At 52.8% G+C, this 26,167-nt stretch carries 25 protein-coding genes and 3 pseudogenes; 23 read left to right on the top strand and 5 right to left on the bottom strand.

Going from position 1 to position 26,167, the window contains the following annotated elements; all coding sequences use genetic code 11:
- Positions 1-33: 33 nt before the first annotated feature.
- The 6 genes from M655_RS20515 to M655_RS20490 all read left to right on the top strand — a co-directional run bounded on the left by M655_RS20515 (position 34) and on the right by M655_RS20490 (position 3,564).
- Entirely contained in the window at positions 34-1,422 is a 1,389-nt protein-coding gene (locus tag M655_RS20515; protein ID WP_005829679.1) for a TraB/GumN family protein, read from the top strand.
- Positions 1,423-1,661: 239 nt separating this feature from the next.
- The gene (locus M655_RS20510; RefSeq protein ID WP_005829677.1) at positions 1,662-1,886 is read left to right on the top strand and encodes a DoxX family protein; all 225 of its coding nucleotides are present in this window, start codon (positions 1,662-1,664) and stop codon (positions 1,884-1,886) included.
- Between the two features lie 12 nt (positions 1,887-1,898).
- On the top strand, positions 1,899-2,057 hold the full coding sequence (locus M655_RS20505) for a hypothetical protein (RefSeq protein ID WP_005829675.1): 159 nt from the start codon (positions 1,899-1,901) through the stop codon (positions 2,055-2,057).
- 171 nt (positions 2,058-2,228) lie between these two features.
- Positions 2,229-2,816: a TetR/AcrR family transcriptional regulator gene (locus tag M655_RS20500; protein WP_035422996.1), complete on the top strand. Its 588-nt coding sequence runs from the start codon at positions 2,229-2,231 to the stop codon at positions 2,814-2,816.
- Positions 2,817-2,878: 62 nt separating this feature from the next.
- Positions 2,879-3,349, top strand: coding sequence for an SRPBCC family protein (locus M655_RS20495; RefSeq protein WP_005829672.1), 471 nt, complete (start codon positions 2,879-2,881; stop codon positions 3,347-3,349).
- Between the two features lie 47 nt (positions 3,350-3,396).
- Positions 3,397-3,564, top strand: a complete 168-nt coding sequence (locus M655_RS20490) for a hypothetical protein (RefSeq protein WP_165329006.1) — start codon at positions 3,397-3,399, stop codon at positions 3,562-3,564.
- Positions 3,565-3,702: 138 nt separating this feature from the next.
- On the opposite strand, the gene M655_RS20485 is transcribed toward M655_RS20490, so the two are convergent.
- Positions 3,703-3,897, bottom strand: coding sequence for a hypothetical protein (locus tag M655_RS20485; RefSeq protein WP_005829668.1), 195 nt, complete (start codon positions 3,895-3,897; stop codon positions 3,703-3,705).
- 29 nt (positions 3,898-3,926) lie between these two features.
- A complete protein-coding gene (locus M655_RS20480) occupies positions 3,927-4,901 on the bottom strand; it encodes a helix-turn-helix domain-containing protein (protein WP_005829666.1) in 975 nt (324 codons plus the stop codon).
- A 181-nt stretch (positions 4,902-5,082) separates the two neighbouring features.
- Between M655_RS20480 and M655_RS20475 the strand changes: the two genes are divergently transcribed.
- From M655_RS20475 to M655_RS20455, 5 genes are read left to right on the top strand one after another with little or no spacing between them, the layout of a single operon-like run.
- Entirely contained in the window at positions 5,083-5,685 is a 603-nt protein-coding gene (locus M655_RS20475; protein WP_007778710.1) for an MptD family putative ECF transporter S component, read from the top strand.
- On the top strand, positions 5,682-6,362 hold the full coding sequence (locus tag M655_RS20470; protein WP_005829662.1) for an energy-coupling factor transporter transmembrane component T: 681 nt from the start codon (positions 5,682-5,684) through the stop codon (positions 6,360-6,362). The genes M655_RS20475 and M655_RS20470 overlap by 4 nt, the downstream gene beginning before the upstream one ends.
- On the top strand, positions 6,359-7,831 hold the full coding sequence (locus tag M655_RS20465; RefSeq protein WP_005829661.1) for an ABC transporter ATP-binding protein: 1,473 nt from the start codon (positions 6,359-6,361) through the stop codon (positions 7,829-7,831). Before M655_RS20470 ends, M655_RS20465 begins: the two co-directional genes overlap by 4 nt.
- Complete coding sequence (locus tag M655_RS20460) at positions 7,821-9,632, top strand: ABC transporter ATP-binding protein (RefSeq protein WP_005829659.1); 1,812 nt, start codon at positions 7,821-7,823, stop codon at positions 9,630-9,632. Before M655_RS20465 ends, M655_RS20460 begins: the two co-directional genes overlap by 11 nt.
- Positions 9,632-11,374: an ABC transporter ATP-binding protein gene (locus tag M655_RS20455; RefSeq protein WP_025843957.1), complete on the top strand. Its 1,743-nt coding sequence runs from the start codon at positions 9,632-9,634 to the stop codon at positions 11,372-11,374. The genes M655_RS20460 and M655_RS20455 overlap by 1 nt, the downstream gene beginning before the upstream one ends.
- Positions 11,375-11,554: 180 nt before the next feature.
- Here the strand turns inward: M655_RS20455 and M655_RS20450 are convergent, their stop codons facing one another.
- The gene (locus M655_RS20450; RefSeq protein ID WP_026557703.1) at positions 11,555-11,980 is read right to left on the bottom strand and encodes a hypothetical protein; all 426 of its coding nucleotides are present in this window, start codon (positions 11,978-11,980) and stop codon (positions 11,555-11,557) included.
- A gap of 32 nt (positions 11,981-12,012) precedes the next feature.
- Here M655_RS20450 and mle point away from each other — a divergent pair, with 32 nt between their 5' ends.
- On the top strand, positions 12,013-12,891 hold the full coding sequence (mle, locus tag M655_RS20445; protein WP_026557704.1) for an alpha/beta fold macrolide esterase: 879 nt from the start codon (positions 12,013-12,015) through the stop codon (positions 12,889-12,891).
- A 215-nt stretch (positions 12,892-13,106) separates the two neighbouring features.
- A complete protein-coding gene (locus M655_RS20440; RefSeq protein WP_005829650.1) occupies positions 13,107-14,051 on the top strand; it encodes a hypothetical protein in 945 nt (314 codons plus the stop codon).
- 72 nt (positions 14,052-14,123) lie between these two features.
- Here M655_RS20440 and M655_RS20435 read toward each other — a convergent pair whose 3' ends face one another.
- Entirely contained in the window at positions 14,124-14,861 is a 738-nt protein-coding gene (locus M655_RS20435) for a cyclase family protein (protein ID WP_007778731.1), read from the bottom strand.
- Between the two features lie 324 nt (positions 14,862-15,185).
- Here M655_RS20435 and M655_RS20430 point away from each other — a divergent pair, with 324 nt between their 5' ends.
- The 10 genes and pseudogenes from M655_RS20430 to M655_RS20385 all read left to right on the top strand — a co-directional run bounded on the left by M655_RS20430 (position 15,186) and on the right by M655_RS20385 (position 25,202).
- The gene (locus tag M655_RS20430; RefSeq protein WP_005829646.1) at positions 15,186-15,740 is read left to right on the top strand and encodes a MarR family winged helix-turn-helix transcriptional regulator; all 555 of its coding nucleotides are present in this window, start codon (positions 15,186-15,188) and stop codon (positions 15,738-15,740) included.
- A gap of 155 nt (positions 15,741-15,895) precedes the next feature.
- Positions 15,896-16,892 (top strand): annotated as a pseudogene (locus M655_RS20425) (MFS transporter); the annotation flags it as partial.
- 78 nt (positions 16,893-16,970) lie between these two features.
- Positions 16,971-17,885 (top strand): alpha/beta hydrolase, encoded by a 915-nt coding sequence (locus M655_RS20420; protein WP_502708209.1) that lies wholly within the window; start codon positions 16,971-16,973, stop codon positions 17,883-17,885.
- 10 nt (positions 17,886-17,895) lie between these two features.
- A pseudogene (locus M655_RS20415) lies at positions 17,896-18,057 on the top strand (alpha-isopropylmalate synthase regulatory domain-containing protein); the annotation flags it as partial.
- Positions 18,058-18,311: 254 nt separating this feature from the next.
- Positions 18,312-18,611: pseudogene (locus tag M655_RS20410) on the top strand (MerR family transcriptional regulator); the annotation flags it as partial.
- A gap of 243 nt (positions 18,612-18,854) precedes the next feature.
- Positions 18,855-20,735: a molecular chaperone HtpG gene (gene htpG / locus M655_RS20405; RefSeq protein WP_005829638.1), complete on the top strand. Its 1,881-nt coding sequence runs from the start codon at positions 18,855-18,857 to the stop codon at positions 20,733-20,735.
- Between the two features lie 282 nt (positions 20,736-21,017).
- Positions 21,018-21,620, top strand: a complete 603-nt coding sequence (locus tag M655_RS20400) for an MSMEG_1061 family FMN-dependent PPOX-type flavoprotein (RefSeq protein WP_005829636.1) — start codon at positions 21,018-21,020, stop codon at positions 21,618-21,620.
- A gap of 194 nt (positions 21,621-21,814) precedes the next feature.
- Complete coding sequence (locus M655_RS20395; protein ID WP_025845287.1) at positions 21,815-22,960, top strand: IS4 family transposase; 1,146 nt, start codon at positions 21,815-21,817, stop codon at positions 22,958-22,960.
- Positions 22,961-23,578: 618 nt separating this feature from the next.
- A complete protein-coding gene (locus tag M655_RS20390) occupies positions 23,579-24,778 on the top strand; it encodes a WG repeat-containing protein (protein ID WP_005829634.1) in 1,200 nt (399 codons plus the stop codon).
- Positions 24,779-24,833: 55 nt separating this feature from the next.
- Positions 24,834-25,202, top strand: a complete 369-nt coding sequence (locus M655_RS20385) for a MerR family transcriptional regulator (protein ID WP_007778752.1) — start codon at positions 24,834-24,836, stop codon at positions 25,200-25,202.
- Positions 25,203-25,220: 18 nt separating this feature from the next.
- On the opposite strand, the gene M655_RS20380 is transcribed toward M655_RS20385, so the two are convergent.
- Positions 25,221-26,051, bottom strand: a complete 831-nt coding sequence (locus M655_RS20380) for a putative bifunctional diguanylate cyclase/phosphodiesterase (protein WP_007778755.1) — start codon at positions 26,049-26,051, stop codon at positions 25,221-25,223.
- Between the last annotated feature and the right edge of the window lie 116 nt (positions 26,052-26,167).

Raw genomic sequence — 26,167 nt, 5'->3', positions numbered from 1 at the left:
AGTCTGCTTGACAGCATGAGAGGAGTTCTTTTTATGAACAAAAACAAGCGATGGAGCAAGTTTTTCCGGTGGGCGGGAGCAGGGGTATTCAGCCTGTCCATTTTATTGGGGCAAGTCTACCCGGTTCATGCTAAGACGCCAGCGTCAGTTCCCAGCGTCAGCCCATGGGCTGTGACGACCTTGAACGAAGGCGAGAAATACGGAATTTTCCCGTTGCAATGGTACCAGGACGAAGCATTTCTGCAGCCGATCTCTGCTGATCGGTTTGCCGAACTGATGAAGGCTACGGAGAAAAAGCTCGATGCGCTTGGCTTGCAGAAAAAAGCAGCGGCTGTGTCGGTTCCTCAAGAGAAAGTCATCACGCGCGAAACGGTCATGACCTCTCTGTACAAGCTTTTGGCGAATTACGAGCTGCCGGCCGCATTCGAAATGACGGGGCAAGACTCTTTGGCGTACTTGCAGAAAAAAGGGCTGGTGAAAGGAACGGGTAATGCGGGTCTGGCCCTGCAGCAGCCTGCGACGGTTGAACAGGCAGTGGTGCTCGCAAGCCGGGTCGTCGAGTTCGCCTACGATACAGCGGGCAGCGGTGCCGCAGGTCTGATGTGGAAGGTGACGAACGGCAAAAACACGCTGTACTTGCTCGGCTCCGTCCACCTCGGGATTACGGACATGTACCCGATGAAAAAAAGCATCCGCGACGCCTTCGAAGCTTCTGACGACCTGTGGGTCGAGGCAGACATCGTCGGCGGCGACATGGACTACATGACCGAAAAAATGATGTACAGCGACGGTACGACATTAAAGGACCACGTATCCGCCGAGACGTACAGCAAGCTGCAAAAGGTGCTGGCAAGCCTGGGGCTGCCGGAAAACTCCTTTGATACGCTGAAGCCGTTTGCCGTTACGCTGTCGCTGCCGACATTCGGCTACTTCTCCGATCCGGCGGAAGGCGAGGTTGGCCTGATTACGGGCATTGACCGCTACTTCCTGACGAAAGCGCTGCTTGCCGACAAGCCGATCCACGAGTTGGAAGGCATCAAGCTGCAGGCGGACTTGCTCTCTGGCGTGCCTGCCGAGCAGCAGGAAAAAGAATTGAACACTATGCTGGACAGCATCCTCTCTGGCGAGCAACTGGCCGACCAGGGAAAAATTTTGCAAGACATGCAGCGCGACTGGGTGGAAGGCGATCTGGAAGGGCTGACCAACACCTTGACAACCTACGGGCAGTTCGGGGCTGGCGAAGTGAACCAGCGCCTGCTCGGGGAACGGGACCGCAACATGGCGAGCAAGCTGGTACAGCTCCTGGAGCAGGAAGGAGAACACACCTCTTTTGTCGTGATCGGCTCTGCCCATTACGCGATGAAAGGAATGGTTCTCGACCAGTTGAAACAAAAAGGCTACGACATTCAGCGCATGAAATAATGGTGGAAAAGCAAGCCGCTTCTGCAGTCCGCAGTCCGCGCAATGGACATCTGTCTATTTGCGCGGGCTGTTTCTTTTTGCCTGGAGAAACCCGGCTGCCAACAGAGCAATTCATGAGAAATGTCGCGAATCGGTTTGTGTTACCCTTTTCTTAGTTGATGATAGCAACAGGGGACATAGGCTTCGTAAAAAGGCAGCAAAGCGCAATCGTAATTTTTTCAGGAAGAAAGGTGGAACGGATGGTGGCGCAAAACATTTCCAAAACCCGCCTCTGGGTAGCCCGGATCATGAGCGGGCTTGTCATTCTCTTCATGCTGTTTGACGGTATCTTCAAACTCATCCAGCCCGAGCCGGTAATAACAGGCACGCTGGAGCTTGGCTATGCCGAGCACCATATCGCCCTGCTGGGCATTCTCGCGCTCGTCTCTACGGTGCTGTATGCGCTGCCGCGAACGGCTTTTTGAGGCGCTGTGCTGTTGACAGGGTATTTTGGCGGCGTGATCGCGACACAGATTCGCATGGATGCGCCCCTGTTCACGCACACGCTGTTTGCCCTCTACCTGGCGATTCTCGCCTGGGGCGGGCTTTGGCTGCGGGACGAACGGGTGCGGAAGCTGTTTTCGCTGCGGCAGTAGGCAGTAGTGGAGAAGCATCTTTGCATTGTTAGACAAAAGCCCAGGATTGGTCAGCCAGGGTTTTTGCCGTATCGCTATTGACATTTCCAAAAAAAGAAATAAGCTATGGTTACGTATGTTAGTGAGTACTAACTAAACAAAAGCGAAATTCCACGATGACGGGAGGACGAAGTGAAGGGACAAATGGCTACGGACACCAAAGAAAAGCTGATGACAGCAGCCATCGAGTTAATGGCGGCAAAAGGCTACAAAGGCGTATCGACAAAAGAAATCGCCGCCGCTGCCCAGGTTAGCGAAATGACGCTGTTTCGCCATTTTGGCAGCAAGCAAAATCTGCTCGACCAGGCAGTGGAGCGCTACCATTACTCCGTGGAGATGGAGCGGATTTTCGCGGAACAGATCGTCTGGGAGCTGCGGGCTGACCTCTTGATGATGAGCCGGATGTACCACGAGATCATGGAGCGCAATCGCAAGCTGTTTCTCATCGTGCTCAAAGATGACGACCTCTTGGCCATCCGCGAAAAGGCGCAAAAGCATCTGCGCAAGCTGCTGGAGCTTTTGACGCAATATTTTCAGATCATGCAGGAGAAAAACAAGCTGGTCGCCACAGATGTCGAAGCGCAGGCGATCACCTTCATGTGGATGAACTACGGGGCGTTCATGACGCATTTGTACGGGGCAGAGACGATCACAAACGTCACGAGGCAGCGGTTCATGGAATCGAGCATCGACTTGTTCGTCAAGGCGTTGACTCCGTAATTTTTTTGCAAGCATGCTGGCAGTTAGCGCTAACAAATGTACGCAAATGGTGAGGTGGGAAAGTGAACAGCAAACCGTCTTTGGCATTACCGAAAATGGTTGGACAAACCGCCGCGACCGGGTTCCAGATCGGCGTGCGCAGAACGCTGCCGATATCGAGCGAAGGGGCCTGGACTTTTTTGACGTCACAAGAGGGCTTGAAGCTGTGGCTGGGCGAATTGCCGCCGCCTGCCTTTCAGGTGGGAGAAGCTTTTGCTTGTGCAGAAGGGATTTCCGGGGAGTTCAAGGTCGTCAAGCCGTTTCAGCAGCTTCGCCTGAGGTGGAACAAGCCGGAGTGGGAAAAGCCGTCGACTTTGCAAATCCGCTTGTTAGCCGCCAAAAACGGGAAAACGACGATCAGCTTTCACCAGGAAAACCTCCCGGACGCAGCGGCGCGCGAACAGATGAAGCAGCAGTGGGAGGAAGCGCTGGAAAAACTGAAGGAAAAAGCTTGCCTGAGCGCGGAGGAAAACGAGGGGAGCAGTGTCCAATGAACAAGTTCAGCCATATGGATTTGCGAGTGAAAAGTTAGGAAAAATCGTTGCCCTTTTACGAAAAGCTGCTGCCTGCGCTCGGGTTTACGCGCACGTTTCACAGTGCGAACTGGCGCGTGTTTGCAGCGGAAGGCGAGCTGCCGAGTGTGCCGTACTTTGCGATCACCGAAGACCCGGAGCACGTCCCGAACGGCAATCTGACCGGGACGAGGTAGACCGGATGGCCGCGCTCGTGGAGCAGTCCGGGGGACCATTCACAGCGGGCCGCAGTTTTTTCCCATCAGCCCCACCTACTACGCAGTCTATTTCCAGGACCCGTGCGGCAACCGGTACGAGATCGTGCATCGCCTGAATTAAACGAAGAAGCTGTAGCCGTACGTGTGAGCGGCTACAGCTTTTTTTGTACCTAGCGGATCGGCATGCGGCAGGGAAAGCCCGGCTTTATGGACGTCAGCGGAGCGCAAACGCTTCGACTTGCGCCATGCAGCAGCACCGCGCAAAAAAGACCAGGCACAGCGTTCAGGCGGGACCGCAAACGCCGTCAACACGCTTGACCAGCTTCCCCCGACCGTCTGACCTACAAGAGCGTAGCGCAGTATCTCCGGTACTCGTTCGGCAGCATCCCGGTAATTTTGCGAAACAGCTCGGAGAAACGGCTGGAGTTGTGGTAGCCCACGAGCTGCGCAATCTGGTTGATCGGCATGTCCGTGCTGCTGAGCAACTGCTCCGCCCGGCTCATCCGCTTGTTCTGGATATATTCCGTGATCGTGCATTTGTAAACGAGCTTGAACGTGCTCTTGAGCTTGGTCGTCCCCATGCAGGCGATCCGGGCGAGCGACTCCAGGTGGATGTCCTCGGCAAAGTGGTCGTCGATATAGGCGGTCACAGCCTGCAGACTGTCCAAATCCGCTTTGGACACGTATTTGCTCGGATACGTCTTTTTTTGCTGCTGGGCTTTTTCGACGATCAGCGAGACTGCCTCCGCCACCTTGCCCTCGTAGTACAGCTTGGCCGCGATGCCGGTGCCGCGAAACTGTCTGATCTGTCGGAACAGAAAGACGAGCTCGGGAAAATTCGTCAGTCCGTCCACGCTGAGAAAAGACGAGCGCGGGTCCGTGTACTCATCCGGGTATTTTGTTTTCAAATAATCTTCGTAATACTCCGGCGTAATCTCGATCCCCGTCGAACGGATCGGGATATTTTTATGGTAGCGCGCCCGATACACGTTGTTGCAGCCAAAATGCACGCGGATGCAGCCGGAGGACAGGCGCTTGTACGGGTGCAGCTCTTCGCCCGAGACAGAGTCGTAGTAGTTCAGGCTCAAATACTTCGGCTGCTGAAATTCCAGGAACAAATCCTCATAAAAAACGAAGTCGAGAATCGAGATGGCAAACAGGTTCTCCCGGGAGTACGTCCAGTAGTGACCGGAGCCTTTTTCGGGCGAGACGGAAAAGCACGTCCCTGCCTGACTGTAGGGCACCTGGCTGTCATCCTGGTAAAAACCGCATTGCATCAAGCAAGGCACATGCATTTCGGTCACGATGTCCTTCATTTGCTTTCACCTCCAAATACCGTGATCGGACGAAAACATACCACGAAAAGACGCACCTGCGCCCAGCTCATTGACCCTCCAAGTTGGATAAAAATAAAATGGAACCAAGTTACTGCAAATGAAAATTGATCTCATTTACAGTTCTCTACATTTTTGCAATAGGACATAAGGAGGAACGATCATGGAAGCTCAAGTCTCACCCCTGCAAAACAGATGGACGTTGCGGGACTTCATCACACTCGCCATCTTCAATGTGGTCATGCTCATCATCATTACGTTCTGCCCGATTTTTACCTTCGCCTCTTACCTGATTGTCGGCGGGATTACCGCTCTGCTCAACGGACCGCTCTATGTGGTCATGGCGAACAAAATCAATAAAAGAGGCGTACTGTTCTTATCCGCTATCATTACGGGCCTGTATTTTGTCGCTTATGGCTATGCGTATTTCCTGCTGGTGCTCGGCGTCATGGGGATCATTTGCGAACTGGTTCTGTGGGGCCAGGAAGGCTATAAAAACCCTGTGCGCAACGCCATCGCCTACGCCTTGTTCTATGTAGGCTACTCGCTGTGCGGGATGGTTCCGCTCATTTTCTTCCGCGACGAGTACATTGCGACTCTGTCCAAAAGCTACTCCAAAGTGGCGCTGGATGAAATGCTCTACTACTACGGGACTCCGAGCATGGCGATCACCATGTGCCTGATTTCGGCAGCGGGCGGCCTTGTCGGTGTCATGATCGGGAACATGCTGTTCAGAAAACATGTGAAAAAGGCCAAGCTGGCATGAGGCAGCCAGGTCCAAAGACACACCTGCTGGTGCTTCTTCTGGCGAGCATCCTGACGATCCTCATCAAGGACGACCTGCAGGTACATATGATGGTGGCTTTAAGTGTAGTGTACTTGGTCTTAAATCGGCTGTCCAGAAAGGTACTTCCCTTTATTCTCGTTTATGTCCTGTCTCTGGCTGTTTCTTTTGCCATGCCGGAGACGCTCGGGACGATGAAGCTTGTTTTTTATTCGTTTGCCAGAATGATGCCGCTGGTCATGATCGGGGCGACGCTGATGTACTCGCCCCCCGGCAGCATCATGTGCGTCCTGGAGCGGATGTCAGTGCCGCGGCCGATTACCGTGATGATTTGCATTCTGATCCGCTTTTTCCCGGTGGTGCTGTTGGAGATGAAGGCGATTCGCGACGGCATTCGCGCGAGGGGGATTTTTCCGCACTGGTACAGCACGCTGCTCCATCCGGCCATGGCTTACGAATGCTATTTCATGCCGCTGGTCGTGCGCTGCCTGAAGCTCTCCGCCGAGCTGGCTTCGTCGGCCGAGCTGCGCGGGATCGAGAGCGACTGCGCGAGGACGTCGATCCATGCGTTTCATTTCCGGACAGCGGACGCAGTGGCGCTGGTCATCTACATTATAGCGGCGACAGCTATTTACGGAGCGGGAGGGATGATGGCATGATCGAGCTGACAGATGTCACCTTCCATTATGAGAGCGAAGACGGGACTCCCGGCAGTGAGACGGGGGTCAACCAGATCAACCTGTCGGTAAAAGCCGGGCAGTGTGTCGTGCTGTGCGGGCGTTCGGGCAGCGGCAAAAGCACGATGATGCGGCTGGTCAACGGCCTCGCCCCCGGCTTTTACGCAGGCAAGCTCAGCGGCACGGTCCGCGTGGGCGGGAAAAGTCCCGCGGAGCTTTTGCCGCAGGAGAGAACGCGGCTGATGGGCGTCGTGTTCCAGGACCCCCGAAGCCAGTTTTTTATGGAAAACGTCCGCGACGAACTGGCGTTTTCAGCGGAAAACATCGGGATGGACCCGCAAGAAATCAGGGAGCGGATCGACAAAGTAGCGAAGCAGCTCGGTGTGTACCATCTGCTCGACCGTTCGCTGCACAGGCTGTCCAGCGGCCAAAAGCAGCGCGTAGCGATTGCGGCTGCATCGGTCCTGGCCCCGCCGCTGCTGTTGCTAGACGAGCCTACGGCCAATCTGGACCAGTCCTCGACGCGAAATCTGATCGAAATTTTGGGAAGGCTCAAGCAAAACGGCACGACTCTGCTCATTTGCGAGCATCGACTGACGCCGTTTTTGCCTGTAGCGGATCGGTATGTGTGCATGGAAAACGGCAAAATCGCGCAGACGTGGACGAGGGATGAGTTTGCCGAACTGCCGATGGAAGCGGTGCGGCCGTACGGGCTGCGCCACCCGGACATGGCTTGTGCCAGCAAGGCGGAGGATCAGGCGAAGAAGGCCACACCGTCCGAAATCGCGCTGGAAGGGCGAGGGCTTTCGTATTTTTACCGCAGAAAAGGCGACGGAGTCTCGGAGGTCGACATTACGCTGCCAAAAGGAACTGTCACGGCGCTAACGGGAGAAAACGGGGCCGGAAAGACGACGTTGAGCAAAATTTTGTGCGGGCTGCTGCGCGAGCAAAAGGGCACGGTCCACTACGGCTCCGCCCGCTATTTTGCGAGCAAAAGGCGCGCAGCGAGCTACCTGGTCATGCAGGACGCAGACTATCAGCTCTACGCCGACAGCGTGGGCAACGAGATCGTGATGGGCAGACGGCTGGACGAGGAGCTGCGCCAGCGCGCCTATGCGGCGATGGAGGCGTTTGGCATCGAAAATTTGCGCGACAGGCATCCGGCGTCCTTGTCGGGCGGAGAAAAGCAGCGGGTCACGATGGCGGCCGCCTACTGCTCGGACGCAGAGTGGATCATTCTCGACGAACCGACGAGCGGACTCGATGGGGATGGCGTCCTCAAGGTGGCAGCGTGGGTGAAAAAGCTCGCCCAGGCTGGCAAAACGGTAGTCATCATCACGCACGACCAGATTTTGTCCGGGCTGGCCAGCGATCAGATTGTGGAATTGAAAGCAACGCACGATGTGGAGACGATTTTCACGGAACAAGGAGTGAGAACCGTTGAAACGTAAGCCAAAAACAGGAATGGCTCGACTGCTGGAGCTGGCAGGTGAAAAAAAGACGCTGATGGTCTGCTCGGCAGTTTTGTCTACCGTAAGCGTCTTTTTGCTGCTCGTCCCGTACTTGTCGATTTACTACGTCCTGGCTGAGCTTTTGCGGCATGCCGCAGACATTTCGGCCGTCGATGCGAGCTATGTCATTGCCTGGGCCGTCCGGGGCGTGGCAGGGCTTTTGCTCGGCTATTTGTTTATGTACGTCGGCGGGATGTGCTCGCACATTGCCGCCTTTCGCATTTTGTACGGCATCCGGGTGCGGTTGGCCGACCATATCGGTGCGCTACCGCTCGGCTACTTCAACAAAAATGCCACAGGCAAAATCAAAAAAGTCGTGGAGCTGGACGTGGAGCGAATCGAGCTGTTCATCGCCCACCAGTTGCCTGACCTGATTAATACGGCGGTGATGCTCGTCGTCATCGTGGTCGCGATGTTTTCGCTCGATGTATGGCTGGCGCTGGCCTGCATCATCCCGATGGTGCTCGGCTTCGCCGCCCAATATTCGATGATGGCTGGGAAAAAGGCGAAGGCGGGGCTGAAGGAATACTTTGACGCGCTGGAGGCGATCAGCACGTCCTCGGTGCAATACGTGCGCGGGATGCCGGCGATCAAAATTTTCGGCCAGACGGTGCATTCGTTCCGCAAGTTTTACCAGGACATGCTGCATTACCGCGATTTCAGCCTGCGCTACACGGACAATTTCGAGCTGGGCTACGTGTCCTTCAAGGTAGTCATGCTCTCGCTGGCGACGTTTTTCTTTCCGGTCGGCCTGTTTTTCATCAGCCAGGACCCGGATCACGTCGCTTTTGCTGCTACGCTGATGCTGTTTCTCGTGCTCGCTCCGGGGATATCCACGCCGATTTTCAAGCTGAACAACTTCGCCTCGGCGATGACGACGATTGCCGAGGGCGTAAAACGCATTGACGAGATGCTGCAAGAAAAAGCGATCCCGGAGCCGGAGCACGGTGCGAAGCCGACGGGCTATGACATCGAGTTTCGCGACGTCTCCTTTTCGTACGAGGGCGAGGGCGGCAACGAGGTGCTGCAGGGAATCAGCTTTGTCGCGGCACAGGGAAAAATTACGGCGCTCGTCGGTCCGTCAGGCTCGGGCAAATCGACCGTTGCGCAGTTGATTCCACGCTTCTGGGACGTGCAAAAAGGGACGATTTTCATCGGCGGCGTAGACATCCGCGAGATGAAGACGGCGGAGCTGATGGACGCCATGTCCTTTGTTTTTCAGGACAGCTTCCTGTTTACGGACACGCTTTACAACAACATTTTGTCCGGTCGGCCGAGTGCGACGAGAGAGGAAGTGTACGCTGCGGCGAAGGCGGCGCAATGTCACGGGTTCATTGAGCGGTTGCCGCATGGCTACGATACGCTGATCGGCGAGGGCGGCGTGCACCTGTCGGGCGGGGAGCAGCAGCGGGTGTCGGTTGCTCGCGCGATTTTGAAAAACGCGCCGATTTTGATTCTCGACGAGGCGACAGCGTACGCCGACCCGGAAAACGAATACGAGATGCAGCTTGCCTTGGGAGAGCTGATCCGCGGCAAGACGGTGTTGATTATCGCCCATCGGCTGACGACGATTTGCGAAGCCGATCAGATCATCGTGCTGAAAAACGGCAAAATCGAGGACAGCGGCACGCATCGCGAGCTGCTCGCCCGCGGCGGATTGTACAAAAACATGTGGGCTGCCTATACGAGCTCGGCTGACTGGACGATTGATCTCAGGCAGGAGAAGGAGGTGTACGGCTGATGCGCAAGCTGCTGTACGACATTACGGCCGGCAACCCCGGGAAAATGTGGAAGCCGATCCTTTGGGCCGTGCTGGCGAATCTCGCCAACATGCTGCCGTTTGGCTGTCTGGCCTGGGCCGTGAGCCTCGTTTACGCCTACTATGCCAAAGAGCAGGCTGCGCTCGATACGCAAAGCTTATGGCTGGCGTGGGGAGGCATGGCCGTATTTCTGATCGTCGTGTTCTACTGTGAGCGAAAAGCGTATCGCGCGATCTATCGCGGCGCGTACGAAGCGTCTGTCGAGGGCCGGACGAATCTGGCCGAGCACTTGCGCAAGCTGCCGCTTGGTTTTCTCATGCGCAAGGACGCAGGCGAGCTGGGTCATGCGATCATGAATGATTTTACCCAGATTGAAAATGCCGGAACGTCGATTTTGCCGCAGTTGATTAGCGGTGTGCTGATCCCGTTTCTCGCGTTTTTCGGCCTGCTGTTCTGGGACTGGCGCATGGCCGTGGCGATGCTGGCCGGATTCCCGGTCACGATCCTCATTTTGTGGGGCGTCTCCCGACTGGAACGCAGGCTCGGCACGAGCCATTCCCGGGCCAAAGTCGCCCTCGCGAACTGCCTGCAAGAATATTTGTACGGCATGAAGGTCATCAAGGCGTACAATTTGCGCATCGACAACTTCCAAAGGCTGAAGCAGTCGTTTTACCGCTACATGCAAGAGAGCATCAGGCTGGAGGGAGTGCTCGGCCCGTTTTTCCTCGTTGCCATGGCATTCATGCAGATGGGCGTATCGCTGTTGACGATTGTCGGCGTCTATCTCGTGCTCGGCGGCGAGTTGACGGTTCCGCTGTTCGCAATGTTCCTGTTGGTCGGGGCGCGCATTTTCGACCCGCTGTCTGTCGCGATCATGCGCCTGCCTGCGTTCAAGTACGATGCGATGGCGGGAGAGCGCATCGTCAATCTGCTGGCCGAGCCGATCATGCAAGGCGAGCAGGCAGCGCCTGAGGAGCACGACATCCGCTTGGAAGAGGTGAGCTTTGGCTATGACGACGGCACGCTCGTACTGGACGGCGTGTCTGTCGAGATGAAAAAAGGCACGCTGACGGCTATCGTCGGGCCGTCCGGCAGCGGAAAAAGCACGCTGCTGCGGCTGATCGCGCGCTTTTACGATCCGGTCGGGGGACGGGTGCTGTTCGGCGGAAAAGATGAACGCGAGATAGACCCGGAGAAGCTCATGCAAAAAATTTCGATGGTATTCCAGGATGTGTACTTGTTCCAGGACACGATCCGCAACAATATTCGCTACGGGCGGGAAGATGCGACGCAAGAAGAGATTGAGGCCGCAGCCAAGGAAGCGTGCTGCCACGACTTCATCATGAAGTTGCCGAATGGCTACGACACGATGGTCGGCGAGGGCGGCTCCACTTTGTCCGGCGGCGAAAAGCAGCGCATTTCCATCGCCCGGGCGATTTTGAAAAACGCTCCGGTGCTGCTCCTGGACGAAGCGACTTCCTCGCTCGACCCGGAAAACGAAGCCGACATGCAGCAGGCGATCGGGCGGCTGGTCAAAGGCCGGACGGTCATCATGATCGCCCATCGGCTGAAAACGGTCGTGAACGCCGACAACATCATCGTGCTGGAAAAAGGCAAGGTCGTGGAACAGGGGCGGCACCAGGAGCTGTTGGAAAAAGGCGGGCTGTACGCCCGGCTGTGGGAGTTGCAGCGAAGAACGAGCGGGTGGAAAATTACGGCGTAGCATCTGCATGAAGGCCATGAGGGACAACGGGCGCGCGTGTTGGACGATTATCCAGTCATTGACAGTTCACAGCGGCTCATGGTAGGATGGACGCAATTGAGAGGAACGGAGGGTTACGTGTGGCAAACTAATTTTTCGGTTTCATTCCTGGCACAATGATTGGAAATAGCACGAAAAAGGCTAAGTCGTGTGCGTACGGTAATCGAAAAATGGTTTGCCTGCATGGTAACCGGTTTGCAGGACAGGTAGGGGAAGTTTTTCAAGCGACGGCCCCGCTTGCCCTGAAAAACAAAAGAAGAGAAGGAAGCGAATGGAACGGTCATTTTCACGGTTTCGCCCGCTGCCGTTTGCCATTGCGCGCTGCAAAAGCGGCTCTGCTTTTTGCGCGGCGTGCTTCAACGCGGCAAGTCTGCGGCGTTTGGCGCGGTTCTTTTTCTCTGCTTTTTCGATTACACCAGCACAGGCAGCCAGCCTGTGTTTTTTTTGTACTGTAAGATTTATAAGTGCAACTAAGGCTGCGCCAACGGCTTGGCGCAGCCAAGTTTTCACTCGGGCAGCCTTGACTGTCCGCGCGCAAACGGCCTGGCAAAAGTCCAGTCGTTTCATGAAAAGACCGCATGTTGAAGGAGGAGAAACGAATGACCGAACAAATGGTGAATCGAAATGGCGTGGAGCTTTGCACGGAAAGCTTCGGCAATCCGGCCGATCCGGCTATTTTGCTGATTATGGGGGCGCAGGCGTCGCTCGTCTGGTGGGAGGAACCATTTTGCCAGCGGCTGGCGGACGCGGGCCGCTTTGTCATTCGCTACGACAATCGCGATGTCGGCCGCTCTACCACTTTTGAGCTGGGCAATCCGGGCTATACGTTCGAGGACATGGCAGACGACGCGATTCACATACTCGATGCCTACAAGATCGAGCGGGCGCACATCGTCGGCATGTCGATGGGCGGGATCATCACGCAGATCATCGCTTTGCGGCATCCGGAAAGAGTGCGGACGATCGGCTTGCTGGCAACGTCCAATTTCGCCCCGGATTTGCCGCCAATGGAGGAGAAGATCGTGCAATTTTTCAGCAATGTAGAAGAGCTAGACTGGGAAAAGGAGCAAGACGTGATCGACTTTTCCGTCGCGAAGTGGAAAGTGCTCGTCGGCTCCCGGCACCCGCTTGACGAGCAGCGGACGTATGAGCTGGCGACAGCGGAAGTAAAACGCAGCCGCAAGATGGCAAACATCAACAATCACGCGCTGATTCCCGGTAGCGAACCGTATTTGGCCCGGACGGCAGAAATCGCGGTCCCTGCCCTGGTCATTCACGGCACAGAAGACCCGATCATTCCGTATCCGCACGGTGTCGCGCTGGCGCGGACGATTCCCGGCGCCGCGCTGGTGACGCTGGAAGGAACCGGGCATGAGCTTCCGCAAGGCGACTGGGACGTTATTATCGGCGCAATCTTGCAGCATACGCAGGAGGGCGGCGGCACAGCGAAGCAAGCGGCCTCGATCCGAAAACGGTAGCAGAGACGATCTGCTTTTTCGTTCAGCCAGCCGCAGAGTGTCCATATTCGCGAGATTGTGCTGGCGCCGACGCGACAACAAGGATAACGAACACTACCCCCGGGCGGATGACCGGGGGTTTTTTATTTTAAGCTGAAAGTCCTGGGTATATGGTACAATATTTGGTAATTTGTGTTTTTGCCGAGTGTTCAATGAATGACAACAGGGAGGGAAGTATGGGAGGGAACCGATTTTGGGAGTTTTATCTGGTGCGCTATTTGCTAGGCACGATTTTTGGGATCGTGATTTTGTTTTATTTGATTATCAACTACGATGCAGCTATCACAAAAGCTTTTTATCCGGACCCCAAATGCCAGAGTGTGAAAAGTGATGTGTATAACCTGTTGTTCAGTACGACTTACGGTCTGGAGGGCAGGGGTGCGAATGAAATATTGAAAATCATCGGGAGTGACGATTTGATTGATCGGCAAAACGAAAGCATAGAGATAAAAGTGACGGGCTTTCCGATTTTAGCTGCGATTATATTAGCGGTTTCCGGGTTTTTGTATATGTATTTTTCCAGTATGCTCATTTTGATTCTGCACGGCATCCGCTCATTAGTATTTTTTTATCCCATTAAACCGACCTGGAAATACTTTGCGCATTGTTTGCTGGCCATCTTTTTCATGTTGGTCATTTGGATATTTTCACCTATGATTATTGACAATCAATATGAAAAACATTGGGGTACTGGCAAGCATCTCATCTCGCTTACTGTCCTTAGTGGCTTTTTTGTTTTGCTCATGTTTACTTTTTCCTTTATTCAGCAGTTCTACGAACAATTAAGCGCGTCGAGAACGAAGGATAATCAGGAGGCGCCGAGGAAGTACCATTCTTTCCGCATGCGAGTGAACCGTGGGGAAATGTACGTGCAGAAAAGGAATTTTTCTAAGGAAAACAAGCAAAGCCAAAGCGAAGATTACGTGGAATCGTACAAGCATTTGCGAGAACACGGCAATGCATTTGGGATCATTGTTTGCGAAATACTGTTTGCGTTTTGGCTTATTAGCTGGGACTTCGAATTTTGGGCGATTTTATATTGGTGCTTATTCGGCTTTATGGCATGGTTTCTGGGCAGTTATTTAGAGATAAAGAAAGTGGACAACGATCGTTTCACTTAAAAAAAGAAAGTTCCCAGGTCAGTTGGCTTGGGAACTTTCTTTTTCAGTGCAAGACGGATTTTGTAACGATGGCTACGGCAAAATCGCAAACGAACGCACAGGGAACCCGGAGGCTTTTTCCGGCTTCGGCGTAATGTTGACGATTACGGCACCCTTGGCAGGCAGCTTGTCCAAGTTTTTCAGCAGCTCGACCTGATAGGTGTCCTGGGCCAGCACGTAATACTCGCCCAATAGCGCGCCGTTTTTCTGGAAGTCGACGCTGGCGTCGGTGTCAAACGTCTCATGCCCGATCGCTTTGATCTGCCTTTCCTCAAACAAAAACTTCAAGGCGTCCAGTCCCCAGCCGGGAGCGTGGTTGTTGCCGTCGGCGTCCTTGTTGTTGAACGCCTCCGCATCGGGCCAGCGCTTGCTCCAATCGGTGCGCAGGGCGACGAAGCTGCCGCTCTCGATTCGGCCGTGCTCGGCTTCGAACTGCAAAATGTCCTCCACGGTCAGCACGTAGTCGTTGTTTGCTTCTGCTTCTTTTGATTTGTCGATGACGACGAGCGGCAAGACGAGCTCTTTCAGCTCCAGCTCGTCCAGGTAGCGTTTGTTGCGCACAAAGTGGATTGGCGCATCCAGGTGTGTGCCGTATTGTCCGGCAAAAGTAAAGCTCTGCGAAAAAAAGCCGTCGTCATGCGTGAACAGCGTCTTGAATTCGGCTGAGTCGAAAGCGGCAAAATGCGGCGACTCCGGGCCGAACGTGTGCGTCAGATCGACCCATTCCTTTTCTTTCAGCAGCGTGATTGCCTGAATCAAATCGTTTGCCATGTGCCCACCTCGTCAACGTTTTTGGAATGTTCGCTCCAATCCTTCCGCAGCAAGCCGCCGGATCACAAGACGTACCCCTTTCATGAAGCGAGCAACGCGTGCGGAACGGGTGAGGCCACGATTATTCGCAGGCTGGCGGTTTCTCGCAATCAGGCAGTTGGAAGGATTTGTTATACAAACTACTTTAGGCGTTATAATTCCGAGTGTCAACAAGGGAATTAAACGCTAGGAAAAATTGACGCACAAGCCACTTGCGCAAAACGGAGAAATCCCATATAGTGAGCATATTGTTAGATAATCTAATTTGTTTTGTTGAGGTGCCTGATGCGCAAAAAAAATCAGCAAGATCACACGCCGGATCACTCATTGCCAAAGCTGGGCGTAAAGCCGTATGCCGATTTGCTGGCGAAGACGGCTGCCAGCGAAACCAACCAGCATACTGCGTACATGGGGCTGTTGATGCTGTGGCTGTCCGACCACGTACTGGATGTCATGGACCAGGAGCTGGCTCCGTACGACATTACAGAGAGCAAGCTTGATCTGCTGCTTTTGCTCACGCTGCACGACGGAAAAGAACTGATTACCCCGTCTGCGATTGCGGAACGATTGGGGATTCGGCGGGCTTCAGCGACGGCGCTGCTCGATTGGCTCGAAAAAAGAAACTGGATCGTCCGCGAGCAAAACTCCGCAGATCGTCGGCGGGTGCATGTGAAAATTACGGCAGAAGGGCGCGCGCTCGTAGAAAAAGTGTTGCCTGCCTATTGGTCAGTTTGCTCCTCGCTGTTCCATGAGCTGGAGCCGGAGGAACTGCATGTGTTGGAAAACGTGCTGGTCAAGCTGAACCGGACGATGGAGAACAGGCTGGGAGTGGGGAGGTAAATTTTTTTCGACAAATAATTAGATTATCTAACTACATCTCTTTCCGTAGGTTCATCCTGGATGGAAATTCGTTCCGCTAGCCATCTGGGTTGAAAAAATCTCTCCATGATTCACGCTTGACGAAAACAATAATCAAAAAGAGGTGGCATTTGCTCATGAAAACCGAATTGATCCACCAAAAAAGCTACGCGCTCATGACAGCCGTATTAAGCTGGGCGGGAATGGCTGTCATGACCAGCCTGTATGTCACGATTCCCCTCTTGCCTCTGTTTGCGGAAAACTACGGAGTGTCCCTGGCGGAAGCGGCGGCGACAGGAAGTGTGTTTTCGCTCGGCTTTGCGCTGGGCTGCCTGGTGTACGGGGCGCTGTCAGACAAATACGGGCGAAAACAGGTGATTTTGAGCGGGCTATTTGTGTTGATTGTGCCTGCTGGGCACAGTGGACAGCTTTGGCTGGCTGATCGTGCTGCGAGGCTTGCAGGGAGCGGCGGCCGCCAGTTTTTCCCCGGTCGCGCTGGCTTACGCCGTCGAAATGTTTCCGCTCGAAAAACGAGTGACTGCCATTGGCTTCATCAGTACCGGATTTCTCGTGGCCGGGATTGTCGGGCAGGTGGTTGGCGGCTGGCTCAGCCAACTGTACGACTGGCGATTTTTGTTTGACGTACTGGCTGTCGCATACGTCATCACGTTTTTGTTGATTTGGTTGTTCCTGCCAAAAGGCGAGCGCCTGTATCCGGGCGCCAGCGTCTGGGAACCGTTCCGGCAGATCAGGCACGTTTTTCGGGCCAAAAACTTGCTGCTCGGCTACGTGATTGCCTTTGTGCTGTTGCTGTCTTTTGTGAGCATGTACACGGTTCTCGGCGCATACTTGAGCGGGCCAGCCTATGGTCTTGATGCGCAACAAATTGTGTGGGTCCGTGCGGCAGGCATTGGCGGGATGGTTTTGTCGCCGCTCGCCGGGCGCCTGTCCAAACGCTTTGGCGTCCGTGGCGTTCTGCGCTTCTCCTTGCTGCTCGCCGTTGCCGGGCTTGCGCTGCTGGGCGTGGGCGCCTCCTTGCCGGTGCTCATCGGGATGACGCTTGTGTACGTCAGCGGTATCGCTCTCGCCGTTCCTTCTCTCATCTCGTTGATCGGTCAGTTGGCCGGGAAGCTGCGCGGGCTTGCGGTATCCGTCTATACGTTTATCCTGTTTGCCGGAACGAGCGTCGGGCCGATCCTCTCCATTCACTGGATGAAAACGGCCAGCTACGCCGTGACCTTTGCCGCACAGGAAAAGCTTCATCGGCGAATCTGGATTTTGTGCATGGCTACTTGCGCGGACTGTCCTTATAATTTTGGGGAGACTCCATCAAAACCGAGGAAAAGAGGTCCGAGCATGCGGAAGCGATTCATTACGGAGAAAGTGGCGGGCTTTGAACTGTCCATCCATTTGCCGAGCAGCTATACAGAAGAAAACAAACGCTATCCTGTCGTCTACTTGCAGGACGCAGGCAAAGTCGCGATGGATGGGTACAATTACCTCGATCATTTGTTTAACAGCAAGCAGCTTCCGGAGCTGATTCTCGTCGGCATCAAGCCGCACGACCGGAATCACGACTACACGCCGTGGCCAGAAGGGGCGCTTGTGGCGGACAGGCCGTCGTTTGGCGGCGGAGCGAGCCGCTACGTGCAAGCGGTCGCAGACGAGATCAAGCCGCACATCGACGCGAATTATTTGACCATGCCGGAACCGGAGCACACCGCGATTGCAGGCTGCTCGCTCGGCGGACTGGTCAGTGCGTACGCGTACTTCAATCGCCCGGAGACGTTTGGCAAAAGCGCCTGGATATCCGCTTCGTTCTGGTACGAAGGCTTCATCTCGTACATGCAGGAGAGGGCTTTGCCTGCTGAGAAGCATCGCGTCTATATGTACGTCGGCGAGCTGGAAGGCGTCTACAAAAAGACGATCCAGTCGGGAATGGTCGCGCAGACCAAAGCGGCGCACCGTCTCCTGCTCGAAAAAGGTTTTCCGCCGGAACATCTGAAGTTCGAGACGGACCCGCTCGGGACGCACGATTCTTTTTTCTTCGCGTTTCGCTTCATGAATGCGTTGAAATGGCTGTTTGGCGACGGCACGGACGCGTTCCCGCGTGAACGCGCAAACTGAATGGGACGAAACCCGCGGCAAGGACGCTGTCGGCCGCGTCAATATCCGCATCGAGTACATGGGAAAAACGTACTCGGGCCGCGCCATGGATACGGACATTATCAAAGCGAGTGCACTTGCTTTTTTGAACGGGATCAACGCAGCGGTGCTCGATCTGGTCGCGGTCGGGTAAAAAGGCTGCCATGGAGCGGTGCGGAAGCGACTCGAACAGCATAGCATGCAGACGCTGCCCGCGCCGCCTGCCCCTTTGGCTTCGCCGGGAAAACGGACGTATATAATGGCAAAATCGGGACACACTGAGTCCTATACACTGTTAACCACCTTTTTCAACCCTCGCCCTAGCCAGCGAGGGATTTTTTTTGGCAAAAACGCTGGACTCTCCGCTTGGGGGAGTCTTTACACTAAAGGGGAAAGGAGGGCGGACACGTGCTGTACACGGTCAAGGAAGTATCGGAGCTTTCCGGGGTGACGATCAAAACGTTGCACCATTACCACAAGATCGGCTTGCTCGTGCCGAGCGAGATCAGCGAAGCGGGCTATCGGCTGTACGGCACAAAAGAGCTGGAGCGCCTGCAGCAAATTTTGTTTTATCGCGAGCTGGATTTTCCGCTGCAAAAAATTCGCGAGTTGCTCGACGGCCAGCCGGAGCGGGAACTTATTTTGCAAGAGCAGGAACAGCTTTTGCTGGCCCGGCAAAAACGAGTGGAAAAAATCATGGGCACGCTTTTGGCGATCGCCGCAGAAGCGTATGCGGCCAGTGAAAAAGGAGCATAGCGACGAGGAAGAGGACCATTTTCGCATGGTCCTTTTTTATGGAAAAAAAGCTTCCAACAGTCGGCAGAATTTGGAAAAAACAAGGCCGATATATTGACAGAAAAATCTAGGACTGCTATAAAAAATAGTGGATAGCACTCACCATGCTAGAGTGCTAACAAGTGTGTCGTGCAAAAGAAGAAGGGAGAATGTCCGATGGAAAAGAAGCAGTTTCAGGCGGAATCGACGCGACTGTTGGAAATGATGATCCATTCCATTTACACGCAAAAAGAGATTTTTCTGCGTGAGCTGATTTCCAATGCGAGCGATGCGATTGATAAAATTTATTACAAATCGCTGACCGATCCTCAGCTAGTTTTTGATAAAGACAATTACTTCATTAAAATCACCATCGACAAAGACGCCCGCGAGCTGACGATTACCGATACGGGGATCGGCATGACCGCCGAAGAGCTGGAAACCAACCTGGGCGTGATCGCGAAAAGCGGCTCGCTCGCCTTCAAAAAAGAAATCGAAGCGAAGGATGGCTACAACATCATCGGGCAATTCGGGGTGGGCTTCTACTCCGCTTTCATGGTCGCCGATGTCGTGACCGTTATCAGCAAGGCGCTCGGGGCAGAGACAGGCTACAAATGGCAATCCAGCGGCGCAGATGGCTATACGATCGAGCCGTATGAAAAAGAGACGGTCGGTACCACGATCATCCTCAAAATCAAGGAGAACACCGAAGAAGAGCGCTACGACGAGTTTCTGGAAGAGTATCGCTTAAGAGCGATCATCAAAAAATACTCCGACTTCATCCGCTACCCGATCAAAATGGACGTCACTACCCACAAGCCAAAAGAGGGCAGCGACAACGAGTTTGAGGAAGCGCGCGAAGAACAGGTCATCAACAGCATGGTGCCGATCTGGCGCAAAAACAAAAGCGAGCTGAAGGATGAAGATTACGAGCAGTTTTACGCAAGCAAGCACTACGGCTTTGACAAGCCGCTGGCGCACATCCACGTCAGCGCGGACGGAGCCGTCGTCTATCAGGCGATTTTGTACATCCCGGAAAGCATTCCGTTCGACTATTACTCCAAAGAGTACGAAAAAGGTCTGGAGCTGTATGCCAATGGCGTACTCATCATGAACAAGTGCGCAGACCTGCTGCCAGACTACTTCAGCTTCGTCAAAGGGATGGTTGATTCGGAAAGCCTGTCCCTCAACATTTCCCGCGAGATGCTGCAGCACGATCGCCAGTTGAAGCTGATCGCGAAAAACATCGCCAGCAAAATCAAGGGCCAACTGCAAAGCATGCAAAAAAACGAGCGGGAGAAGTACGAGAAGTTTTATCAGGCGTTTGGCCGCCAGCTCAAATACGGCGTGTACAGCGACTTCGGCACGCATAAGGACACGCTGCAAGACCTCCTGATGTTCTACTCCTCGAAGGAGAAAAAGCTGGTGACGCTCGCCGAGTACGTGGAGAGAATGCCGGAAGACCAAAAATACATTTACTACGCAACCGGAGAATCCAACGAGCGCATCGAAAAGCTGCCGCAGACCGAGCTGGTTGCCGACAAAGGCTATGAAATCTTGTACTTCACGGAAGACATCGACGAGTTTGCGATCAAAATGATGCGCACCTACAAGGAGAAAGAGTTCCGCTCCGTATCCAGCGCAGATTTGGGCATCGAAGCGGACGACCAGGACAAGGCAGCAGACGCAGAAAACGCAGACAACCAGGAGCTGTTCTCGTACATGAAGAGCCTGCTCGAAGGAAAAGTCACCAGCGTAAAAGCGTCCAAGCGGCTGAAATCCCATCCGGTTTGCCTGTCCACCGAGGGCGATGTCACCATTGAGATGGAAAAAGTGTTGAACGCTATGCCGAACAGCCAGGGCGTCAAAGCGCAAAAGGTGCTGGAAATCAACGTCAACCACAACGTGTTCCAGTCGCTCAAGACAGCTTTTGCCGAGGACAAGGAAAAGGTGAACTTGTACACCGCCCTGCTCTACAATCAGGCATTGCTGATCGAAGGATTGCCGATCGAAGACCCGGTCGAGTTTACGAACGACATTTGCAAAATTATGGTGTAACCGCGCAAAGGCAACGGACAAAGAGCGGGAAACACGCACGAAGAGGGATGCACAGGCGGCATCCCTTTTGGCGTGCGACGGGCAGTCGCATCTTTGCGCGATAGCGCGTGAGCTATCCTCTATTGTGCGCGGGGAAAAAAGGCGAGCAGACGGTACGTCGTTCGCTCAGCAGTCTTGCAATCCGCCTGCGCAGCCGATAAGATGGGAAAAATGGATGAGAACCGTTCCCGATCGCTCTTGGCGTTTGTCATCCAAAATACAGGGCCTGGAGGAGAGACAAAGATGTGGGAAGAAAAGTGGCAAAAGGACCGTGTTGCCAGCGCGGATGAACTGAGAAGTCTGGTAGGGGTTCCGCACGAGACGGTTGCGAACAAAAGCATTGCGCAGGTAGAGTCGCATGTCATTCATTACTTGTCCATGTCGCCGCTGTTTTTCCTGGCGACAGCAGATGCCGATGGACGCTGCGATGTTTCTCCGCGCGGCGATGAGCCGGGCTTTGTCAAAGTGCTGGACGAGCGGCACGTTATTTTTCCGGAAAGAATGGGAAACCGGCGGGTCGATTCTTTGCTGAACATTTTGGCGAATCCGCAGGTCGGCATGATTTTTCTCATTCCCGGGCTGGAAGAAGTGCTGCGCATCAACGGAAAAGCGACGATTACGAAAAACGCCGAGCTGCTCGCCGCGCAGAACTGGAAGGGCAAAACACTCGGGCTCGGTGTCGTCGTCGAGGTGGAAGAGTGTTTCATTCACTGCCCGCGCGCATTCAAGCAGGCTGGCGTGTGGAATACGGACTCGTGGGCGGACAAAGCGGACATGCCGTCGATCATGGAAATGTTCCGCGCCCATTTGCGAATCAACGGGGTTGCGTTGAAGGAAAACGGTTAGTGGCTCGCGGCGAAAAAAACCTTGAAGAAAGCTTCAAGGTTTTTTTCAACAGATAGCACTAGCGTTGCATTAATCTTTTCCCATCATTCAAAATACACATAATCTTTGGTATTTGGTTGTCTAGGGAACAAAAAAATCCTTTACACTGGAAAGGTCAGGTAGTTCCTGTCCAAATCCAACGCAAAGGATAGCTCATGGACAAGAATACCCTATTTTCTTCATTTGGTAAATGGGTTGCACCCATCAATATTATGAAACTTCAACAACGAATTGACGAAACGGATCAAGACAAGTACGTGAAGAAGCTGACGACAAAAGCGTATCTTCTCCTATTTTTACATGCCCAACTTCAGCAACGCGAAGGGCTTCGAGCCATTGCTGACGATGTTCTATCAAAGAAATTTCAGCAAGAATTAGGACTGTCATCGATCAGCCCCGCACAGCTTAGTCGAAAAAACAATCGGGTAGAACCTGCTTTGCTTGAAGAAGTTTTTGTCGACCTTGTCCAGCAAATTCAACGCGTTTCCGGAAAAGCCTGCTCTCTTCGAAAACACATAAAGATCATTGATTCCACTACAATTGGATTATGTTTGCAAAAGTATAAGTGGGCAACCTTTCGCGAAACAAAGGCAGGAATCAAAATTCATCTTCGTCTCGTTTTCGCAAGCCAGGAGGATGTCTATCCTGAAAAGATTTCCCTAACTTGTGCCAAATCCAATGACCGCACCCAAATGGAGTCGCTGATTGATGAGATCGGAGCCATGTACGTCTTTGATCGAGGGTACGTGGATTATGAAAAGTTCGATGAGTATACCGATCAGGGCATCTTTTTTGCTTCACGTCTCAAGGATAACGCGGAAACTCGTCATTTGTATACTTTCAAAGTACCACCAGAAAGCTCCGTTTTATCCGACTCCATGATCCTTCTTGGAACGCCACAAAAACGGGTGGATAATGTGTTACGACTGATTGAAACGCATGATTCGAAAGGAAATCGTATTCGAATCATCACCAATCGGTTCGACTTAGAAGCAGAAGAATTGAGCGACATCTACCGTTGGCGCTGGCAAATAGAACTGTTTTTCAAATGGATGAAACAACACGCAAAGATCAAGACGTTCTATGGAACAAGTGAAAATGCGGTCTGGAATCAAGTTTTTCTCGCTCTCATTGCTTACTGCTTGTTGCTTCTTGTAAAGCTGGAAAGAAACAGTCAGCACAGTCTGCTGCAAATCAGTAGATGGCTCAAAGTGTTTCTCTGGCAGACCTTTGAACAATGGATAGGCAGAATGGATTACCAATCCAAACGAACATCCAGAGGGCGACAGAAAAGGAAGTAAGTGTTGTTTGTTGTTGTCGATGTTGTAATAAATGTATAAAACTACCAAATGGATAGTGGCTACCTTTTGCTTGGCTGTTCTCGTTTTTGGTTGTGAAGTTGAAAATGTCATTCAGAATAATTTGACAATAGATGGATTCATTTTTTATGCAACGCTAATGAACAGATAGGAATTTATAAGTTTTGGGATAGTCGAAAGGCTGTCCTGTTTTCTTTCTTTAGGGTAGGATTAGAATATGGATACGAACATACTTAGACGGATCTTTTTTGATGATAATAAGAATGGGGATGTTTTTGTAAAGAAGCATGGATGTCTAGTAGATTGAAATCAAATCGATATGGAACGGAGAGAATGTCATTCATTAACAAACGGCTGTCAGAGATTGCATGAATGGATACACCTCCATTAAATCGTTATCGTTAATAAAGATTCCGAATAAATGTCTAGAATCTATTGATATCGGTATTTACTGAGATGGTAAATTTTTCGAAATACCGACACGCACGCAAAAGAACAGTTCCTTGTCCCCGTGTAGCCAACCCCCCTTATTGGTTTTAATTCCAAATTACCCTATAATTAGGGCAACTAACTCATTAGACTCTCGGAGGATGTACTACTATGCAGAAATTTTTGGTAACGATCCTAGCTATGATTCTGGCGTGTCTCAGCCTTGCTGGTGTATCCGCACAAGGTGCAGGCGAACCAAACCAGCAACTGTACCCACTAAGAAAACCTACCGGGAATCAATGGGCTTTGAGTGATCGTAACGGCAAGATTCATGCGAGATTTACTTTGCCCAAATACGGTACGATACAGGAATTCAAAGATGGCCTCGGCCTTGTACGAAACACGAGCATAGAAAAGTGGGGAGTGATAGATCATACTGGCAAGCTCATTGTTCCCTATAAATACAACTATATTTCCAGTTTCTCCGAAGGGCTTGCAAGCTTTCAGATAGGGGAAAGAAGCGGGGTGATCGACCGTACAGGAAAGGAAGTCATCCCTCCAAAGTATGAGCGAATAGTAGGTTTCCGTTTTGGACGATCAGCTGCTTCTGTGAATAAAAAATGGGGACTCATCGACACGAAGGGGAATTGGATCGTGCAGCCTACCTTTGATTACGTAGGCTACATTCCCGAACGGCAGCAGTATTCCAATGATCCGATCCTCATTAAGCAAGGTCCTTACTACGGATATATGGATGCGAAAGGAACCGTTTTGGTCCCCCCTAAGTACGTCTTGGCAAAAGAATTTTCTGACGGATTAGCCGCTGTCCAAGAAAAGGATAAGCAGATTGGGTTTATTAACAGCAAAGGCGAGTACATCATCGCACCGATCTATTATTTTACCGTTCCCTTTCGGAACGGAATAGCCTATGCTTCGAGCTGGAAAGCGGACGGAAAATCGCTTGGAGGAGGATTGATCAATAAAAAAGGCGAATGGATCATCCCGCCAGGCGAATTTACTCCTTTTGCAGGATCATCGGATGTAGAGGAAGGCATTTACAGGTACTACACTAACAAAGAAGACGGTCAATCTTACGCGGGTGCTGTTACCCTGACAGGAGAGGTCATTCTCGAACCCAAATACTCAGCTATAGGCAGATTTTATAACGGTATAGCCATGGTTCGCCTGCACGACGGCAGGGAGGGCTTTATCAATCGCAAAGGAGAGTATCTTGTAAGTCCACGTTATTTTGGTACCTATCAAAGTCCATATGGCTCTCTTATGGATCGTAACGGTCTGTACGCCATCAATTGGGGTCTCGATGGCTATTTAGATTATACCGGGAAGTTGGTCATCCCGCCCTATCGATAAAATTTGGAGGCAGCAGCCTCACAGCGGAAGGTTATCAGGCAACGCCAATCGGAGGGTGTGGCAATCGCGAATCAAGCAAGCCGCCAGCGAGACAGGACTTCCCAGCTCTACGATTCGCCACTGGGAAAAAACCGGGCTGATTACGACCGCGCGCGATCCGAAAAACGGCTATCAGTTGTTCAACCGTTCGCACATTCACAAAATCATGCTGTTGCGAGCGTTGCGTGCGCAGGTGTACTCGCCCTCCGTCGTAGAGCTGAAAAACGCCGTCGCCGAGATGAAGGAAGAAGATGTGCAGGAGGCGCGAAAAATCGCCGTGGACACCTTGCGTTATTTGCATCAGGTCAATGGCTGGCAAATGCGCGGCGTCCACGCTCTGTACGACCTGTGCCGTGTGCTGAAGCTGGTCGGGCAAGGGGGATGATTCCAGGACACCTGGATGCTAGAATTTGTTTTCCTGCTTCCATTCCACCTTGCGAAAAAACAGCGGCAGCTCCTGTTCATGCAGCGGCTTGCTCAGCAAATAGCCTTGCACAAAATCGCACTTCCACTTTTGCAAGGTATGAAGCTGCTCGTATGTTTCGATGCCTTCCGCGACGACGGTGAATCCCAGCTTTCGCGCCAGCGAGATGATCCATTCGACGAGAACGGTCCCTTCGTAATGATTGTTGATATGTGTGACAAACGAGCGGTCGATTTTGATCGTAGAAAGGGGGAGAGTCGTGATGTATTCAAGCGAGGAGTATTCCGTCCCGAAATCGTCCAATACGATTTTGATACCGTGATGGGCAAATCTTTTCAGTGAGTCGATCCGTCTGTCTTTGAGCGAGATGCGGTCCCGTTCGGTCAGTTCCAGCTCCAGCGATTGCGGGGAGAGAGCGGTTTGCTGCAAAATGCCGCACACCCGGTCAAAGAATAAGGAATCTTGCAATTGCAAGCCCGACAAATTGACGGACATGACGGAGTTGGGCATGTATTTTTCCTGAATTTGCTTGTTCTTTTGACAAGCGGTCTGGATCACCCAGTCTCCGATGGAATAAATCAGTCCTGTCTCCTCGGCGAGCGGGATAAATTCTGTGGGGGAGATCGGTCCAAAGTGCGGATGATTCCATCTGAGCAAAGCCTCAAAGCCGCGCACATTGCCAGATCCGGTCTCGAATTGGGGTTGGTAGTGCAAGGATAGTTGTTGAAGAGGCAATGCCTCTTGCAGATCATTGGCCAATCTCAGCTTGTGCTCCAGGTCCTCGCATGTCGCATGCGGTGTAAACTCCATTTTTTACCCTCCATATGCAGTCCAAGTCTTCTGGGATTGATTATGCACCTGATGTATTAGATAAGTTTCTGTCTATGTATTAGGAGAGTGTGAAATAATCTCAAAAAAAGAGCACC

The sequence above is a fragment of the Brevibacillus sp. NSP2.1 genome, assembly GCF_000470975.2.
In the GTDB taxonomy this organism is placed as follows: domain Bacteria; phylum Bacillota; class Bacilli; order Brevibacillales; family Brevibacillaceae; genus Brevibacillus; species Brevibacillus agri.
This window is presented reverse-complemented; position numbering and strand designations above follow the sequence as displayed.

Bases quoted from the DNA above. Each gene is read 5' to 3' on its own strand.
- M655_RS20430 (WP_005829646.1), top strand. From the start codon at position 15,186: ATGCGCAAAAAAAATCAGCAAGATCACACGCCGGATCACTCATTGCCA.
- M655_RS20435 (WP_007778731.1), bottom strand. From the start codon at position 14,861: ATGGCAAACGATTTGATTCAGGCAATCACGCTGCTGAAAGAAAAGGAA.
- M655_RS20510 (WP_005829677.1), top strand. From the start codon at position 1,662: ATGGTGGCGCAAAACATTTCCAAAACCCGCCTCTGGGTAGCCCGGATC.
- M655_RS20380 (WP_007778755.1), bottom strand. From the start codon at position 26,051: ATGGAGTTTACACCGCATGCGACATGCGAGGACCTGGAGCACAAGCTG.
- M655_RS20455 (WP_025843957.1), top strand. From the start codon at position 9,632: ATGCGCAAGCTGCTGTACGACATTACGGCCGGCAACCCCGGGAAAATG.
- M655_RS20450 (WP_026557703.1), bottom strand. From the start codon at position 11,980: ATGAAACGACTGGACTTTTGCCAGGCCGTTTGCGCGCGGACAGTCAAG.
- M655_RS20395 (WP_025845287.1), top strand. From the start codon at position 21,815: ATGGACAAGAATACCCTATTTTCTTCATTTGGTAAATGGGTTGCACCC.
- htpG (WP_005829638.1), top strand. From the start codon at position 18,855: ATGGAAAAGAAGCAGTTTCAGGCGGAATCGACGCGACTGTTGGAAATG.
- M655_RS20480 (WP_005829666.1), bottom strand. From the start codon at position 4,901: ATGAAGGACATCGTGACCGAAATGCATGTGCCTTGCTTGATGCAATGC.
- M655_RS20515 (WP_005829679.1), top strand. From the start codon at position 34: ATGAACAAAAACAAGCGATGGAGCAAGTTTTTCCGGTGGGCGGGAGCA.
- M655_RS20465 (WP_005829661.1), top strand. From the start codon at position 6,359: ATGATCGAGCTGACAGATGTCACCTTCCATTATGAGAGCGAAGACGGG.
- M655_RS20400 (WP_005829636.1), top strand. From the start codon at position 21,018: ATGTGGGAAGAAAAGTGGCAAAAGGACCGTGTTGCCAGCGCGGATGAA.
- M655_RS20470 (WP_005829662.1), top strand. From the start codon at position 5,682: ATGAGGCAGCCAGGTCCAAAGACACACCTGCTGGTGCTTCTTCTGGCG.
- M655_RS20475 (WP_007778710.1), top strand. From the start codon at position 5,083: ATGGAAGCTCAAGTCTCACCCCTGCAAAACAGATGGACGTTGCGGGAC.
- mle (WP_026557704.1), top strand. From the start codon at position 12,013: ATGACCGAACAAATGGTGAATCGAAATGGCGTGGAGCTTTGCACGGAA.
- M655_RS20420 (WP_502708209.1), top strand. From the start codon at position 16,971: ATGAAAACGGCCAGCTACGCCGTGACCTTTGCCGCACAGGAAAAGCTT.
- M655_RS20440 (WP_005829650.1), top strand. From the start codon at position 13,107: ATGGGAGGGAACCGATTTTGGGAGTTTTATCTGGTGCGCTATTTGCTA.
- M655_RS20390 (WP_005829634.1), top strand. From the start codon at position 23,579: ATGCAGAAATTTTTGGTAACGATCCTAGCTATGATTCTGGCGTGTCTC.